We start from the raw sequence: 17,513 nt of genomic DNA, 5'->3' as shown, positions 1-17,513 counted from the left end.
ACAATGGCTATGGTACAAGGTAAAGGCCTTAAATACCGAGTGTGGGCAACGCATGCAGTGTTGTGGTGCTTCTTGGCAATGATAATCTTCCCACTACTGATGATCATCGCGATCTCGTTCCGTGAAGGTAACTTCGCAACCGGTAGTTTGATTCCAGATAACCCATCATTGGAACACTGGAAGTTAGCATTAGGTATTTCAGTGACGAACGCAGATGGCTCGGTAACGGCACCTCCGTTCCCTGTACTGACTTGGTTGTGGAACTCGATTAAAGTGGCAGGTGTTACATCGATTTTAATCGTGGCACTGTCAACGACATCGGCTTACGCATTTGCTCGTATGCGCTTCAAAGGTAAAGAAACTATCCTTAAAGCGATGATGATTTTCCAAATGTTCCCAGCAGTACTGGCTCTTGTGGCTATCTACGCGCTGTTTGACAAGCTTGGTCAATACATTCCGTTCTTAGGCTTGAACACACACGGTGGTCTGATCTTCTCTTACCTAGGCGGTATCGCACTGCACGTTTGGACGATTAAAGGCTACTTTGAGACGATTGATAACTCTTTGGAAGAGGCTGCAGCACTGGATGGTGCAACGCCTTGGCAAGCATTCAGACTGGTTCTACTGCCATTGTCTGTGCCAATTCTAGCGGTTGTGTTTATTCTTTCGTTCATCGCAACAGTAGGTGAAGTACCAGTAGCGTCTATCCTGCTTACTGATGTGAATTCTTATACGCTAGCAGTAGGTATGCAGCAATACCTATATCCGCAAAACTACCTATGGGGCGACTTTGCGGCAGCTGCTGTACTTTCGGCACTTCCGATTACTATCGTGTTCTTACTTGCTCAACGTTGGTTAGTTGGCGGTTTGACGGCAGGTGGTGTAAAAGGATAAGCTGTATCTCATAAGAAAGAAAAAGAGCGACCTTCTTGGTCGCTCTATATTGGCATTTTTATTACATCATTTGGTTTGGCCGCCGATCAGTAATAAAAATAACCCTCAGGTTACGCATAGCTGGCTACTAATCAGGTTCCTTACGCTATTAATGATTAGTGGTTTTTGTAACTCTAACCCAAGTACTTACTTGGGTTTTTTTATGCCTGCTACTTTTTGCTTTTTCTTTGTGTCTGCTTTACTCGTCAACTCTTGTACCTATCACTGTTTCTGTGCTGATAACCGCTTTAATGTTTAAAGCTTCGAGTCACTTCTCTCCTACACCTTTCTTGACTCATTCCTCTTACTTGAAGGCATGAACGAGTCTCACAAATCAGACACTCAGTATAAGTGGCTGTTGTACTATTGATATGTTGCTAATATTCCAATGCGTGATACTTCAATGATTTGTATGCAACAAAACCTGAAATTACACTGAAAATGTATAGGGAAACCAGAGGTGGTTGCAGAGTCTTTAACAAGCATCTGTAAGGTTTATGTAAGTGGCTTTATTTATATGCCTGATTTTTGGTGGGAGTTAGAACTCTTTGCTCGAAGGAGCGCAGCCTAAGTGTTGCAACAACACATAGATGCTTTCTTGGTCGAGTGCCACGCGACGAAACAGATCCGCAAACGTAGGGTCGCCGCCAAAGCACGTCTGGATGTAGTGATTAATTTCATTACTGTCGTAGCCCTCGACGTACAAGGTTCTAACCCATTGATACTCAACAGCCTTCAAATTGTTCAGTGTAGATTCGCTAAGAGTGGGGCGTGTAACGCTCAAGTGTGGCTCCGGGAAATTCAAATACATCCATTATGATTGGCGGTATTTAATCAGAGCAAAATGACGACTTTATTACAATCAAAGTAAATCAGTGAACAAGTGCCGATTCATTTCAACCTTTGGCTGGGTATCACGCTATTATTGTCTGTAGTGGGTGCGCAGCGGATTTGGCGGTGTAGAACGCGAAGGTATCAAATAGATCAATGCCAAGCAGGTGCTTGGCATTGTAATAAGGTTTTGTAGGGTAGCGTTGCTGGTTAACCTTACTTAAGGTACTTCACGTGAGCTTCCATCTCTTCACCAATCTGTTTTCGCATGTTCATTAGGCGAATAGCTGAGTCTCGTAATTCGATGTCTTCTGGTGTCTCTGGTATCCACTCTGGCACTTTAGTTGGGTTACCATTTTCATCGACAGCGACCATAATAACGATGCAATGAGTCGTTAGGCGGTTGTTGAGTTCTTTGGGGTCGCTAGCTTGGACGTCTATTGCAATGTGCATGGACGATGAGCCGGTATAGATTACCTTCGCACTTACCTCGACAAGGTTTCCAACATGTATGGGTGCTACGAATCGAATACCACCTGCATAGGCGGTGATGCAGTATTTGCCACTCCAACCTGCAGAACAAGCATAGGCTGCTAAATCGACCCACTTCATTACTGCTCCACCATGAACTTTACCACCAAAGTTCACATCTCCGGGTTCAGCTAAAAAACGCAGAGTAACGTCTCGTTTACCATCTTGTCGGCTGTTGTTACTGCTCATCTATCTTCCTTCATTATTATTTTGCTGCATAACATGCTCGTTACTTGCTAATAACAATATACTTAAGATGACATTAATTAAAGTGGATAATCTCACTGTTGAGATTATTTTTTCAAACGGATGACGAACCTATGAATATTGGTGTTTAAAGGTGTATGAGGCGAGTGACAAACACAGGTGAAGTGATTGCAAGTAAGAAAATAGAAATGTTGTTTAAGTTTCTAGAAAGGTCGATTTCAAAAAAAAAACACCTAGCGCAATACTAGGTGCTTCTAAGCCGTGTGGTACTCATGTCGGTACCTTTTTTTTGTGTTAGCCAACTAACCGTTGTTGATTCGGTTTAGTTAAAGTGACTGTATCTCAATTACCATCAAAGTGGTAGTTATAGTTGTTTTCTTATCAGCTCACTTTTACTGTTTTAAAAAGTATAGATCCTTCGCGTAGATATTTCCTTTCGGATTATTGTTAGGGAAGCCTTTTAGCGTATTTCGCACTAATCGTGTGTGATTGTAATGATATAAAGGCATAACTGCTGCAGAATCGTTAATTAACAACTCAGCCTGCTGATGTAAAGTAAAGAGTTTAGACTGATCTTCCATTTTACTTGCTTGCTGTAAGAGCTCATCGTAATCGGGATTGCAGTAGCCACTTTCATTTGCCGTGTGACCACAAGTGAACGCCTCTAACAGTGCAGAAGGCTCTGGGTAGTCACCAAATGCCCATGAGCGAGCTAGCTGATAGTCGCCACTTCCCTTCGCTGCAACATAGGCTTTCCACTCCATGTTCTCTAACTCAACTTTTACGCCAAGTGGCTTCCACATCGATGCAATCGCAATAGCTATCTTTTTGTGATTCTCACTGGTGTTATAAGTCAGTGTGAATTTGAGTGGGTTGCTCTCGTTGTATCCAGCGTCAGCAAGTAGTGTTTTGGCTTTTGATAAACGTTGCGCGTTGTCTAAAGAATTGAACTCAGACAAAGGCGCTGTGTAGTCAGGAATATTATTCGGCGTCACGCTGTATGCTTCAGGCTCACCTTGACGCGTATTAAAAGCATTTGAAAGGCTTGTGAATAAAATAACAGTGCCTACTTCGGGAGTAGGCACTGTGAGAAAAATAAGTTTGAATATTTACCCTAATGCGAGCGTTGGGTAATGCGTTTAGCTTTGTTGAGGAAGGGGAGCTTCAAGCCTTGGTTTTCTTTTGATTTGTGCAAGGATGACACCCGAAATCACCATTACACCACCAATAATGTGGAACTGATTAATCTCTTCGCCTAGCCAAGTGGAAGCTAATACAATTGCGATAACTGGCATCAAGTTCATAAACATCGCACTTGAGTCCGCACCAATGGTATCAATCGCTTTCACCCACATCCAAGGCGCTAAAATTGAAGCGGCAACCGCGGCGTAAGCTATCAATGGGAGCGCTTGTTGCGGTGGTAAAAGCTGTTCGCTGGTAAGCCAAAGTGGCGTAAGCATCGCGACAGCAAACAGTCCCTGAATGTAAATCACCACCCAGCTACTGATTGGCATTTTCCAGCGTTTCAGTAGCACACAGTACGAAGCATAAACAAAGGCCGCAATTAGCATATAGCCATCGCCCTGAGTCAATTCTTGATGCATGAAGAACAAAGGATCGCCTTTACCTAACATCAGAGCTAAGCCTGACAGTGACAACACGCCACCCACAATACTCAAACTAGAAATGGACTTGTGCAATAAGGGAACGCTTAGAAACACACTGATCAACGGGACTAAAGACGTGATCAATGCCATGTTGGAAGCGGTTGTGGTTAAGCCTGCGTAGTAACCTAGAGATTGGTTCAACACCATACCCAAAAAGCCGAGGAACGCTAATTTCGATAGGTTTGGCTTAATGACAGCCCATTGTTTCATGACTGGGCGAATACAGAAAGGCGTGAGAATTAACATCGCAAAAAACCAGCGGTAAAAACTCATTGCGCTAGGTTCTATGGTGCTTGCAGCAAGCTTGTTGACGATTGCATTGGCGCCCCAGATACAGACTGTAAAAAATGGTAAGAGATAATGCATGTGAATTCCGTCGCAAATGAGTTGATGCGGCTAGTTTGACAGGTCGTTATACTTACAAGTATCTTTAGAAAGACATCAGGCGCGATAGGAAGACAAGTTTGAAAAAACAGTCCAGAAACCTTCATCCATCCTTATCAATTGATAAGGCACCATCCAACGTATTTATGAATTTTGAAGCGTTTCTTTCGAACACTGAAACTCGAGTTCATAGCCACTCATGGGGACAGGTTCAATTGATCAGTGGCGGTATATTAGAGATGGAAGCGGAAAGCACCCGATTTCTAGCGCCACCGCATTTGGCAATTTGGGTACCGGCCGGAGTGATGCATTGCAGTTATAACCGTAAGCCTTTGGACTACTGTTCGCTAAATATCGCCCCAGAGCTAACGCAACACCTTCCAGATAAAACTAGCCTTATAAAGATCACGCCGATTGTGTCTTCGATTATTGATGATTTTCGCGATCGTGGGATCAATGTTGCGGAAACAGAACAAGATCAAAGGCTTGTTCAGGTACTACTCGACCAACTTGCACAGCGTGAAGTTGAACACCACTTCTTGCCTTCAACTGACAATAAGTACCTAGCGCCTATACTGGCTTCTGTTGAAGAAAACCCAACCGATGAAGTGACACTGAAAGATTGGGCTGAGCGTGTCCACACCACGGAAAGAACCCTTTCTCGCCACTGCCAGGCCGAGCTTGGGATGAGCTTTACAGAGTGGCGACTGCGAGTGCGGTACCTCTATTCAATGGACTTGTTGAGAAACGGCCAATCGGTTAAAGAGGTCGCTCTGACATTGGGTTACAACCAAGCAAGCCCTTTTATCACCATGTTCAAACGTTACGCGAACCAAACGCCAGAACAGTATAAGAACCGTTTGTTGTAACCCGAGCTGATCTCGCATGGTGAGCAACTAGCATGACAAGATCTTCTGATATAGCTATCAAGTCGTCAAAGTCGCGTACCTGCTACCTAAAAGCGTACGCTTAATATCACACTAAATATAAATCGTATAAAGACGATGCCGTAAGGTTTAACTATAAACCCCGTTTATAGCAAATGTAATCCCCACCAACTATTTAGACCAAAACTGAACCTATAGAATAGTGGAACACACTTATATGGACCGTTTTCATTAATGGCCAGGTCGACGGGTTCTGTTTGTCATTTTGGTTGCAACTCCCTTTTCTATTTCGAAACACACCAACTCTGTCCTGGACACCCAATCAATTGTTAAGTGAGTGATGACACGTTAAATGCGGATATGAATCGGGGCATCGAAAATCTACAAGTGAAATTGGTCTAAGTTAAACGAAATCCAAGACAATATTGAGTTTGTGGCTGAGTTGAATGACAAGAAAGGTTCGGGCGCCACTTAATTACTAATTACTTGAACGCTCTAGCTTTTATTGCGAATGGTTCAAGTGTGGGCTTGTTGCATGTGTGCAATACGCCGAAAAATTCTCTCGAAACATCCTAAGGAATCTATAAAATGAAGATGACGCAAGTCGCTCTCAATGTTGTGGTTGCATGTGCCACTCTTACCCCCTTTTGGGTCAATAGTGCTGGCTTAAGCATGTCTCAAATAGCGACAACCAAAAGCGTTGCAACAGCAGGGGCCGCCAACGTTACAAACAGTTCTGACTCTTCTGCAACAATCTCAAATGCTGCTGCACTTTCTGGCATTGAAGATCGCTCGTATGTTTCGGGCGCTCAGTATATCAATGTATTCAACCAGTTCACTCGTGATGATTCAGGAGAGAGCACTGAAGCCTCAAAGGGATTAATCGCACCTCACGCCTCTTATGCTAAAAGAGTGAATAAGAAAGCGGTACTTGGAATTAGTCTTCATTCCGCGGGTGGCTTAGGTGCTGAATATAGCAATGGTGTCGGCGCTAATCCAATCAATGTCATTTCAGAGAACGCTATTACTGTCGTCGATATTACAACTGGTGTTTCATATCAAGTTACAGACAAGCTCTCCCTTGGCGGTTCTTTGATTCTTCAATACATGAAAATAGACGTCGTTGGTGGCGTGAACACTCAATTGGAAGAACTTGCTACCGGTAACAGTGTTGCTCCTTCTTTTGCTCTGAGCTCGCACTACACGTTGAGCGACAATATACACTTGGGTCTGCAATATCGCCATAAAACAGACCATGAAATTGATATTGAAACGTCGCTAGATGTGAATCCAACCGCGAATTTATCTTGGGTTACTAGTATCGACTTGGGGCTTAAGCATGCTCTTTCCAAACAAACCGATTTAATGGTTAACGCTAAGTTTGAAAACTGGGAAGATTATGACGACAAATATACATGGACCTATTCTGTAGGCGTTGGCGCAGCGCATAAGATGGATAAGTTTACGATTTATGGTGGCGCTAGCTACGACTCTTCTCCAGTGAACGAGAATGAGCGAGACGTACTACTGCCCGTTGACCAGCAATGGCGCATTGGGTTTGGTAGTGAGTATGAGCTTGAATCTGGCAACAAGTTAGGTTTAGCGTATCAATATCAAAATAATGGAACCGCGGATATCACAGCCGACAACGTGACGCTCCAGCCTACAGGAAGTTATGAAGATAACCGTATTCACTTTGTGACTCTTTCTTATCGTCACTGATTCGTTTAACAAGCCTAGATGCCGAGTTATACACTTTAAACTCACCCAGAACCAAAGCAGAAGAATATAAGAGTAGAGAGCAGAAGAAGGCTTTGGTTAATCACTAAAATGTGTCGATATTTGTCGGTGGTCGTGGATTTTAGCTATTCAGAGGCATGAACTATAAATCCTGTTTATAGTAAATGTAACCACCACCGACTATTTAGCCAGAAACTGAACCTATAGAATGGTGATACACGCTTATGGACGCTTCTCACTAATTAGCCACAATGGATGGGCTGACTATAAGGTTCACTCATGCAAGCACCTCACAATTGTCACGTAATGGCCAAGCCGACCGGCTCTGTCTGTAATCTTGATTGCAGTTACTGTTTCTATCTTGAAAAACACCAACTCTATCCTGAACGTCAAACAAACTGGCGAATGAGTGATGACACGCTAAGTTCCTATATAAAGCAGACCATTGAAGCTCAAAGCAACAACCATGTTCAATTTACTTGGCAGGGCGGTGAGCCAACAATGATGGGGCTCGCGTTTTTTGAAAAAGCCATGCAGTTATGTGAACAGTACGGAAAGGGAAAAAAACTTGAACACACCTTTCAAACCAACGGCATTTTGCTTAACGATGCTTGGTGTGAGTTTTTCAAAAAACATCACTTTTTAGTCGGTGTGTCCATTGATGGGCCACAAGATCTACACGATGCTTACCGAGTCACCCGCTCGGGTAAACAAACACATGCTCAAGTTATGCAAGGTATCGAATTGTTAAAAAAGCATGGTGTTGAGTTTAATACGCTTACCGTCGTCAATAATGAAAATGTGAAACATCCAAAGCGGGTGTATCAGCATTTGAAAGAGATTGGTTCAACGTATATTCAGTTTATTCCGTTGGTCGAGCGAACGAAGCAAACATGTTCTCAAACGGATTTAAAACTTGTCTTACCCGATGAGCCTTTAGCGGAAGTGACGTCATGGTCGGTGCCTTCGTTAGCCTATGGCGAATTTCTTTGTGACATTTTTGATGTATGGGTACGCAAAGATGTGGGATCCATTTTTGTGAATATGTTTGATAGTACGTTAAGTGCTTGGTGCGGACAGCAGTCTGGAATGTGTCATTTTACTGAACGTTGTGGTCATGCTTTTGCTCTTGAGGCGAACGGGGACTTATACAATTGCGACCATTATGTATACCCTGAACATCGTTTGGGCAATATTCATCATAAATCGATTTCTGAATGCAATAACAGCCAGCAAGCCATTGAATTCGGTCTACAAAAACAAACAACATTGACTCCCGACTGTAAAAAATGCCCATTTCAGTTTGCCTGCAATGGAGGGTGTCCAAAACATCGTTTTGAACGTAGTTCAAGCGGACATCCAGGGCATAACTATTTTTGCCAAGGCTATAAAAAATTCTTCGAGTACAGTGCTCAATACATGAAAGAAATGCGTAGGCTATTATCTGTAGGTCGTTTTGCTGATGAAATCATGTGGGCATTGGCTTATCAAGATGTGAAGCTGACAGCAGTTGTAAGCAAAAGCTCGGTGACCATTGGTCGTAATCAATCTTGCTCTTGTGGAAGTGGTATAAAATACAAACATTGCTGCGGAGTAAGAAGGTAAACCATGGATTTTGATCTGAATTTGATAAAAGTATTCTTAGAAGTTTACCAGTATCACTCTTATACCAAAGCCTCTGAAACCATAGGTATCACGCAACCAGCGGTGAGTGCATCTATAAAGCGAATGGAACAAGAGATTGGTGAGCCCCTGTTTTATCGAGAGGGGCGGACAATGAAACCGACCGCGATGGCCATTCGTTTAGCCACTCGATTTCGCGTTGGGTTTGATGAAATACAAAATGCCTTGAGTGAGCGTTTTACTTATTCGGTTTATGTGAACGAGGCGCTGGCATTGGATTTGCCCGTTCTACCGTCAATGATGATAGAACATACTCCATTAGATCAGGAAATACTGCTGCACCAACTTAAATCGTTATCTGTCGATTTAGCCGTGGGTATATTTATGGTCAAAGACCACTCCATTGTCACTGAGCCGTTATTCAGCGAGTCAACAGTTGTTGTGTGTCGTCGTGACCATCCAAGAATTCATGATCATATTTCACGGAATCAATTCTATGAAGAGGGGCATGTCGCATTAGCCACCCAATGGAAAGGAATGGATGGATTCGAACATATTCGCTTGGAAAGTCCAAAAAGTAGGAATATCCAATGCAAGACCCATTCAATTTCAGCGATGCTGCTTGATGTCACCATCAGCGATAGAGTTGCGATCGTACCTCGACATCTTGCACTCAATTGGCAAGAGCGTTTAAATTTTCAAGTACTGGAAAACCCGATAGAGCATAAGCCATTGGAATACTGTCTGGCTTACCATCGACGCTATCAAAAAACAGAAAACCACATAAAAGTTAGAGAAACTATTCGAGCACACCTAGGATGCGCGGATTAGTACTATAAACCCCACTTATTGCTGATATAAACGCCACGCTCTACCTGCATATCCCCCTTTTGAATAACCTTAGCACTGAAAAACTACATTGGTGCTGAGGCTATTTTCTTTGACCCCTCGCCATTGAGTTTTACATCTCTGATCTATTTTGCTTCGCTAAATGACGGTATACGGATGTCTTTAGCACAACAGGTAGACCGGAGTTAATTCCTGTTCTCAAAGGTGTCCGAATGAAAAAGCTTAGTGCCATCATGATGTCTTGTTTTGCTGCGGGTTCTGTCGCACAAGAGGTCTTACCGTTTCCTAGTCAGCCATCGACCTCGGTGGCCAAACATACTCTTGCTGAATCTACTCATAACAAGCGTCCTATTTCCAACCATTTACCTGAAGATGCTCCTAATATCGTCATCGTGATGATCGATGATGTAGGTCCTGGCCAAACGTCGACTTACGGCGGTCCAATCGATACGCCTACATTAGATGAAATCTCTGGTGAAGGTATTTCCTACAACCGTTTCCACTCGACAGCGATGTGTTCGCCTACACGAGCTTCATTGCTTACTGGTCGAAACCATCACCGTGTTGGAGCAGGTGTTATTGCGGAATATGCTAACGATTGGGATGGTTACGCAGGGGTGATCCCGAAAACCAGTGCGACCTTTCCTGAAGTACTTAAAAACTACGGTTATTCAACCTCTGCTTTTGGTAAATGGCACAACACTCACCCGTTAGATTCCACAGCTGCGGGGCCTTTTGATAATTGGCCTACGGGTTATGGTTTTGAATATTTCTATGGGTTTGTTGGTGCTGGTGCATCTCAATATGAACCGACTATGGTGGAAAACACCACGTTTGTTGATCCAGAAAAAATCCACCGCGAAGGCTATCACATGAGTGAAGATCTTGCGGATCAAGCGATCAAATGGATGCGTCAGCACAAGTCTTTGCAGCCTGACAAACCTTTCATGATGTATTGGTCTAGTGGTGCGGCACACGGCCCTCACCATGTAACCAAAGAATGGGCTGATAAGTACAAGGGCAAATTCGACGCTGGTTGGGATGAATACAGAAAAGACGTATACGAAAAAGCCAAGAAAATGGGCTGGATTCCTGAAAACGCGCAGCTAACACCAAGGCCAGAAAGTATGCCTGCGTGGGACGATGTACCTGAAGATGAAAAAGCATTCCAAGCACGTTTAATGGAAGTGTACGCCGGCTTCATTGAGCATACCGACGCTCAGGTTGGTCGTTTGGTCGATGAAATCGATGAGCTTGGCTACAAAGACAACACTGTCTTCTTCTACTTGTGGGGTGACAATGGCGCGTCATCGGAAGGGCAAAACGGCACGCTTGCTGAATTGCTCGCTCAAAACGCCATTCCAACCACGACAAAGCAACAAATTGAAGCGATGAACAAGGTCGGTTCAATTGATGAGTTAGGCGGTCCTAAATTTGAAAACATGGCGCATGCAGCATGGGCTTGGGCAGGCAGCTCACCTTATAAATCAACCAAGTTAGTTGCGGCTCATTTTGGTGGGACACGTCAACCTCTTGCGGTGCGTTGGCCAGCGAAAATTGAACCCGATGCGACGCCACGCTCGCAATTCCATCACGTTAACGACATCGCGCCTACTATCTACGACATTTTAGACATTACACCACCTAAAGTGGTCAACGGTCATGTTCAAGATGAAATCGATGGTAAAAGCATGACTTATTCGTTTGACGATGCGGATGTGAAAGGGCAGAAGAAAACCCAATACTTTGAGATCTTAGGTAGTCGCGGTATCTATCATGATGGTTGGTTTGCGAGTGCGTTTAGGCCAAGAGCTCCTTGGGTCCAAGGTATGCCCGAAGGTTTTAGAGAGTGGAGTCCTGAGACGGATAAATGGGAGCTATACCACATTGATGAGGACTGGTCTCAAGCGGTTGATCTGGCTGATAAGTACCCTGAAAAACTGGAAGAAATGAAGGCGATTTTCAAGCAAGAAGCGCAGGATAACAAAGCCTTCCCGATTGGTGGATCATTATGGTCTACTGCAGCACACAGCCCGCAAGATGCGCCAGAGAGTAAATATACGCAATGGACGTATCCTGATGAAATCACCAGAATCCCTGAAATTGCAGCACCAAAAGTCGGCAACCGTTCTACGCTCGTCGAGTTTGATGCGGTGGTTACTCCTGATACGAATGGTGTGCTCTACGCGGTCGGTGCATTCTCAGGTGGTATGACGGTGTACGTGAAAGACGGAAAGCTTAACTATGAGTACAACCTGTTTTTGATGGAACACACACATATCCAATCTGAGAAAGTGTTACCAGAAGGTGAAGTGACGATAGAAGTTGAATCTAAAGCCACTAAGCCGGGGCCGTTTACGCCTTTCGATATCACCATCAAGGTGAATGGTGAAACGTTCGCCTCTGGTGTGGTTCCAAAAACAGCGCCTTCGTTCTTCTCATTCAATGATGGGTTTGATATTGGCTCTGATTTAGGCTCGCCAGTATCACAAGCTTATTATGATGAGATGCCGTTCAAATTTGACGGCAAAATCAAAGAAGTTCGTGTTAAGTACCTAGAACAATAAAGTGTATGCCGTCTATTGATACCGATGACAATGGGTATTGATAGGCGGCTTTTTTCGTTCACTCCGGGCTCAGCGCTTAAGTGCGTAAGTGCTTAAGTGCGTAAATATATAAGTACATAAGTACATAAGTGCTTAAGTGATTGGAATAGTCCCAATGGCTTTGCCTTAGAGGCGGGATGATAATTTAGGAAATCGTATGAAGATTCATCCAACTACCTTAGTTTACGATGCGTATCCTTCGGTCTACAACATTCTAGAATCGACATTGTTCATGTGGTTCATTGTGGCAGTCACGTTGGGCATCCTTGTATGGACATTGAGCAAGCTATGGTATGTCCATTCTATTCCCAAACATCTTGCTAAAGAGCGTGGTTTGGCTCAGGCCAAGTTGATTTTTTGGCTGTGCATATTGGGCATGTTTTACAAACCGCTCTGGATTATTGCGGTGCTCGCGATTGTGACGGACTGGGATAAATTACAACAGTGGATTAGAGGCGCTTCGCAATGAAAGAGATCATGCTCCCCTACATATTAGTGGTTTGGTTGTTATTCAAATTTAATGTACTCAAACGAACCCCTAAGAATTACTTTGTGTCTGTTGTGATTGGCTTGCTGTTACTGGTGAGTTTGTTTGTCGGCCATCGTTTCTATTCGCCGATTGATTTGACCAATTCAACCACTGTCAAAGCCCCCCATGCTGTGATGTCTCCAACGCTTGGTCAACACATCGACAAAATATACGTTGATCATAATAGCGATGTGAAAAAAGGCGAAGTACTTTACACTCTCAAAGATGATCTGATCTCTGCGTCGATTTCTGAGGTTGATTCTGGTCTGATTGAAATTGATAGAACCATTGAAGCTCAAGAAGTGAAAGTGGCCCAAGCTAAGCGAAACCTATCGCGTAACCAGAACTTAGAGCAACATGTTAGCCTTAAAGAGTTAGAAGAAACTCAAGACAACGTTGAGTTTTTTATGGCTGAGTTGAACGTGTTGCATGCCAAGAAAGATGGTTTGCTCGCTAAGAAACAAAGCTTGATGTTTGACCTTGACCGCCTTACGGTTCGAGCGCCATTTGATGGCATGATCACCCATGTTTTTATTGCTGATGGATCTCGAGTTGGTTCTCTGCATGTGTGGGATACATCGAAGAAGTTTGTCGAAATGCGTATCCCTGATCAAGCGTTTGCCAATATCGAAAAAGGTCAGTTTAGCGAGTTCTTTATTGATACTTTTCCAGGGCAAATTTTCCGATCTCGAGTTCACAGTAAAGTAAAAGCAACCGGTGAGGCTCAAGGAAATTTACTACCACAAGAGCAGCGAGTTTCGGCACACATTCAAAGGGGCTCTCCAGCAATTGGTCGAACCGTTATTTTAGAAATTGATGAAGAAACGATGAAAAAAATACCGATTGGCGCGACAGGCTCAGCATGGATCAGTGCGTCTAAGCCTTACCCTATACTCGGTTTTATAGACATCATTGGTGGGGCAACTTTACGTCTTGCGTCTGTTAAATCGTATCTATTGGCGATTTAATCTCTTTCATTTGTTAACTTTGAATAGAGTGATGAAGCAGCATAAAGGTGGATAGCTCTTTACGCTGCTTTTTTGATTAATACCCAGTCAACTCCATGTAGCCTGTACCAGAGTGAGCACCTTCAATTAAGACCGGGCCTTCCCAATAGGGAACTGACAGCGGCATTTTGGCATTTGGATTGAGAGCTGAAACGGTCAGTTCGATTTGTTGAGTTGGAATTGAAACTTGCCATTTTGTTGGGTAGTTACTTCCATCGATTTCTGTTTGCTTGATGGCGGTTAAATTGATGTCTTGCTGACCAATCGCGATGCCAGAGCCACCTTGCTGCATTAACCTTGCATGGGAATAACTGGCTTCACCTGTTGTTGAGTTTCGAAGTTGAAATACCACCAAGCTGGTTTCATCACTCAGCCTTAGCGCAAACCAATCCCAGCCTTGTTGCGAGTCGAGTAAAAACTGCGAGCTCCATTCTCGGTCTATCCAAGCTTTGCCAGAAACTTGATGCGTGACTCCATCGATGATGACCTCGCCCGATACATTAATGAATGGTTGGCTGTAGTAATAGGAAGCTACTTTGCCATCGCTACTTTTGGTGCTGTAGCCTTGTTCGCCTTGCTTTTGATAAGGCGCGTTGTTGGTTAACTTAAGCGAGTAGCCAAACTGACCGGAATTAGCGTTCAAGGTTGCGGGGAACAGATCATCACTTGACGATGTCCATTGCCAGTCATCGAGATAGACCCTAAATGGGGAAGCATCGACGCCTGCTAGCTCAGCTTGGTCACGAGACCACTTTTCATCGGCATAGTGTTTGTCTTTGGTGGTGACGGCGCTGTGTGCCATGTAGATTTGCTGACTTTGCCACGTCGTTTGCTTAGCGCTATTCGAACTGTCCTTTGGTGCAGCCGCGAAGCGGAATTGTGTCCACTGCACGCCTAGAGCATTACCGTCTTCATCAATGAGGTTGGCGGTTAGATACCACCATTCATGACGAAAATCAGGGTGTGCTTGATGGTCGGCAGGGAAGGTGATCTCGACGCCTTTTACTACCGGGGTGAATTGCTCAGCCTCTTTTTGTTTTTCATTCTCGGTTTGTATTCCAGTGCCGAGTATCGAACCCATATTTTTAGCTGACTGTTTTGTTGATAGTTTTGTTGAGTGCTGTCTAGGCTCCTCGCATCCTAAAAGGAGCAAGATGCCAATTGTGAGAACGAAAACTTTTATTGGTCGATTCATCACAACACCTCACTTTGCAAACTGGATACCACGGGTTTACTGACCAAACGCCACAGTGGAATCAAGGTCGCAAACACAGCCACTAAAATGGTGATCGTTGCGATGCTGAGTGCGTCACTCCAATTCCATACATAATTTAAACTCCAACCAAAGGCGCGCAGGGTAACGATGTCCGTCAACACATAACCGACCATAGCGCCGAGTGGTAAAGCAATAACCAGAGTGAAGGCGACCAGAACAACGATTTGCCCGACCATTATCGCCATCAATTTTCGCTGACTAACACCGAGCGCATACAACCTTGCAATAGCGGCTTTACGTGCATCGAGCAACATGAAACAGGCGCAGAACAACCCTATTACCGCGACCATTAAAGTAACGCCATTAAGCGCCCGAGTGATGGCAAAGGTTTGTGAGAAGATATCTAAAGCGATCGATTTGATCTGTGCTTGATCGTAAAGCTGACTTGGATGCAGATTGAGTTGTTGGCGTAGCTGTTTATAAACCACTTGTGGATCACCAGATACTTTGATTCCCAAACTGGTGGGTAAGTCAGTAAATCCGCTTTCGAGCCATAAATCAGGTGCAAGTAACACTTCGCCATTCGGTGAGCCGTAATCATGAAAAATCGCGCCGACGATGAGTGTTTTGCCTTGGAACGCATCAAGTTCAAGTTTGCTATTCAATGATAATCCGAGCTTCACCGCGGTAGGCTCGCTGATCGCCACTAATTCACCTTGGTAAAAGCGTGACCAGAAGTCATCAACGTGAGATTGGAACACCATGGTTTGCTCAAGTGTGTCTTTGTCTTTGGTGCCGAGTAACGTGGGTAGGCCCTGCAAGTTATCGTCGACATAGTACTGCTTATAAACGGTTTCAACGTTCTCAAACTGCTCTAACGCACGTTCCACATTGGCGATGTCACCTTGGGCAGGGCTAACGTAAATATCGGCATGTAAGCGCTGTTCAAGCCATTGCTTTAACGTGGATTCAAAGCTGCCGACTAAGGTGTTCATCCCCACATTGGCGGTGACGGCGAGGAGCAACGCCATCATGGCAAGGGAGAGCGGGGAGATAAGTTCACGCAGCTCAGCGAACAGATATTGTATTAACCCCGATTGGGTACGTTTTTCGCTCCAGTTCGCTAGCACGCTGAGCGTTTTGGGGAGATACAAGGGAACCGACACCACTAACACACCGAGCCATGCCATGGTGAAGCGATGGTGTTCGCTCAGCCATAACCCTGCTAACGCGACAATGGTTAATACTGACCCTATAACAAACAGCTGATTTTCGTTAGACGTTTCCGGCGCCTGATAAAAACCGCCATGGGAAGAGAGTGGTTGTCGCACTCGCTGTTTAAAGTGCTGCCAACACGCGACAAGCGTTGCGGCCAGCGTGAGTAGCAGTGCCTGCACTAACCATTGCCACTGCCATGTGCCGGGAAGCAATGTTGCACCATAAAGTTGCTCAAGCGTTATCGCGACGGTTGGATGTAGCCAATGGCTGAGTTGAATGCCGAGAATGAAACCAAGCGACGCGCCCAGTGTGACTAAAACAGTGAGCTCGACTAGTAGAGCTGAAAATACGATGCTTGGCGCAATCCCTGCTTGTTGAATTTGCACCAACAGCCGATTACGTTTCAGCAAGCTGTACTTCACGCCGTTGTAAGCGATGAACAGGCCAACCAAAAACGCCAACAAACTCATGGCGGTGAGATTGAGGTGAAAGCTATCGGTAATTGAACCGAGATCCGTGCTTTGGTTGTTGGATATCCATTGCCCTTGCTCGCCAATAAGGTTTTGCCATTTATCCTGAGTATTGCTCTTAGTGTCAAAAATAGCGATATAGCTCAGTTGCCCTTGCTTGTTAAGCAGCTGCTGAGCGAATCCAATGTCCATCAACATTCTGCTACCGAGCTGCCATTCATCTGGTAGCACTACCACTTGAGTGAGTACTTCATCCAAAGTGAGTGTGTCTACTTCGTCCAAACTCTGGTGCTGAGATTGGCTCATCATCACAATGTGTTCACCCGCCAAGAGTTGCGGTAAAGGTAAGGCATTGTCGAACAGGGAAATGTTTGGCTCTTTGGTTTGAGTATTGCTTTTATCGTCGACGCGAGAGTGACGAGTTCTTGAAGTGAGGGCGGCGATCAACTCACTGCCTTGAACTGACCAACGTCGACCTTGTTCGTCTCTTACTCGCCCTTCTATAACGGGTAGCGCTGCGCTTAACCCACTTTGTCTTAAGTTGAAGTAGAGCGATTCTGGCAAATAGTTTTGCCCTGCTGGTGGAATGATAAGGTTTTGTGCTTGGGCGCTAAGTTGCTCGGTCGACTCAGCGTAGCTGCGCTTGGCATTGAGGTTGATGGCTTGCACTGCGACAAACAAGGTGACCGCTAGCACAATGCCGATCAGAATCGCTGCGGCTTGCAATGGTGATTGACGATAGTGCGCCGAGAATAGATTCAACGTCAGTTTAGTATGGGTGATCTGGCTCTGTGCGAAGCCAGTTTGCTTCATTG

The 17,513-nt window shown here is 44.6% G+C and carries 13 protein-coding genes and 1 pseudogene; 8 read left to right on the top strand and 6 right to left on the bottom strand.

The features are described 5' to 3' along the window. Nucleotides 1–3: 3 nt before the first annotated feature. Nucleotides 4–894 carry a maltose ABC transporter permease MalG gene (gene malG / locus ITG09_20505; GenBank protein ID UPR53772.1) on the top strand — a complete coding sequence of 297 codons (891 nt, stop codon included), beginning with the start codon at nucleotides 4–6 and terminating at the stop codon, nucleotides 892–894. 577 nt (nucleotides 895–1,471) lie between these two features. On the opposite strand, the gene ITG09_20500 is transcribed toward malG, so the two are convergent. From ITG09_20500 to ITG09_20485, 4 genes and pseudogenes are all read right to left on the bottom strand, one after another. Then, nucleotides 1,472–1,717 (bottom strand): hypothetical protein, encoded by a 246-nt coding sequence (locus ITG09_20500; protein ID UPR53771.1) that lies wholly within the window; start codon nucleotides 1,715–1,717, stop codon nucleotides 1,472–1,474. A 263-nt stretch (nucleotides 1,718–1,980) separates the two neighbouring features. Continuing rightward, nucleotides 1,981–2,484: an acyl-CoA thioesterase gene (locus ITG09_20495; protein UPR53770.1), complete on the bottom strand. Its 504-nt coding sequence runs from the start codon at nucleotides 2,482–2,484 to the stop codon at nucleotides 1,981–1,983. 410 nt (nucleotides 2,485–2,894) lie between these two features. Continuing rightward, nucleotides 2,895–3,521: pseudogene (locus ITG09_20490) on the bottom strand (peptide ABC transporter substrate-binding protein). 120 nt (nucleotides 3,522–3,641) lie between these two features. Continuing rightward, nucleotides 3,642–4,535, bottom strand: a complete 894-nt coding sequence (locus ITG09_20485; protein UPR53769.1) for a DMT family transporter — start codon at nucleotides 4,533–4,535, stop codon at nucleotides 3,642–3,644. 98 nt (nucleotides 4,536–4,633) lie between these two features. Here ITG09_20485 and ITG09_20480 point away from each other — a divergent pair, with 98 nt between their 5' ends. The 7 genes from ITG09_20480 (at nucleotide 4,634) to ITG09_20450 (ending at nucleotide 13,755) form a co-directional block, all read left to right on the top strand. Further along, on the top strand, nucleotides 4,634–5,422 hold the full coding sequence (locus tag ITG09_20480) for a helix-turn-helix transcriptional regulator (protein ID UPR53768.1): 789 nt from the start codon (nucleotides 4,634–4,636) through the stop codon (nucleotides 5,420–5,422). Nucleotides 5,423–6,028: 606 nt separating this feature from the next. Next, nucleotides 6,029–7,162: an outer membrane protein transport protein gene (locus ITG09_20475; protein ID UPR53767.1), complete on the top strand. Its 1,134-nt coding sequence runs from the start codon at nucleotides 6,029–6,031 to the stop codon at nucleotides 7,160–7,162. A 297-nt stretch (nucleotides 7,163–7,459) separates the two neighbouring features. Then, on the top strand, nucleotides 7,460–8,785 hold the full coding sequence (locus ITG09_20470; GenBank protein ID UPR53766.1) for an anaerobic sulfatase maturase: 1,326 nt from the start codon (nucleotides 7,460–7,462) through the stop codon (nucleotides 8,783–8,785). Between the two features lie 3 nt (nucleotides 8,786–8,788). Continuing rightward, on the top strand, nucleotides 8,789–9,634 hold the full coding sequence (locus ITG09_20465; GenBank protein ID UPR53765.1) for a LysR family transcriptional regulator: 846 nt from the start codon (nucleotides 8,789–8,791) through the stop codon (nucleotides 9,632–9,634). Nucleotides 9,635–9,864: 230 nt separating this feature from the next. After that, nucleotides 9,865–12,219 carry an arylsulfatase gene (locus tag ITG09_20460; protein UPR53764.1) on the top strand — a complete coding sequence of 785 codons (2,355 nt, stop codon included), beginning with the start codon at nucleotides 9,865–9,867 and terminating at the stop codon, nucleotides 12,217–12,219. Between the two features lie 196 nt (nucleotides 12,220–12,415). After that, nucleotides 12,416–12,727, top strand: coding sequence for an Mg2+ and Co2+ transporter (locus ITG09_20455; protein ID UPR53763.1), 312 nt, complete (start codon nucleotides 12,416–12,418; stop codon nucleotides 12,725–12,727). Continuing rightward, on the top strand, nucleotides 12,724–13,755 hold the full coding sequence (locus tag ITG09_20450; protein ID UPR53762.1) for an efflux RND transporter periplasmic adaptor subunit: 1,032 nt from the start codon (nucleotides 12,724–12,726) through the stop codon (nucleotides 13,753–13,755). The genes ITG09_20455 and ITG09_20450 overlap by 4 nt, the downstream gene beginning before the upstream one ends. A gap of 76 nt (nucleotides 13,756–13,831) precedes the next feature. On the opposite strand, the gene ITG09_20445 is transcribed toward ITG09_20450, so the two are convergent. Then, nucleotides 13,832–14,989, bottom strand: coding sequence for a carotenoid 1,2-hydratase (locus ITG09_20445; protein ID UPR53761.1), 1,158 nt, complete (start codon nucleotides 14,987–14,989; stop codon nucleotides 13,832–13,834). After that, on the bottom strand, nucleotides 14,989–17,511 hold the full coding sequence (locus tag ITG09_20440) for an ABC transporter permease (GenBank protein UPR55225.1): 2,523 nt from the start codon (nucleotides 17,509–17,511) through the stop codon (nucleotides 14,989–14,991). Before ITG09_20440 ends, ITG09_20445 begins: the two co-directional genes overlap by 1 nt. Nucleotides 17,512–17,513 lie beyond the last annotated feature (2 nt).

The sequence above is a fragment of the Vibrio cyclitrophicus genome (genome assembly GCA_023206055.1).
GTDB lineage: Bacteria > Pseudomonadota > Gammaproteobacteria > Enterobacterales > Vibrionaceae > Vibrio > Vibrio cyclitrophicus_A.
Note: the sequence above shows the minus strand (reverse complement) of the source record. Positions and strands in the feature narration are given on the sequence as shown.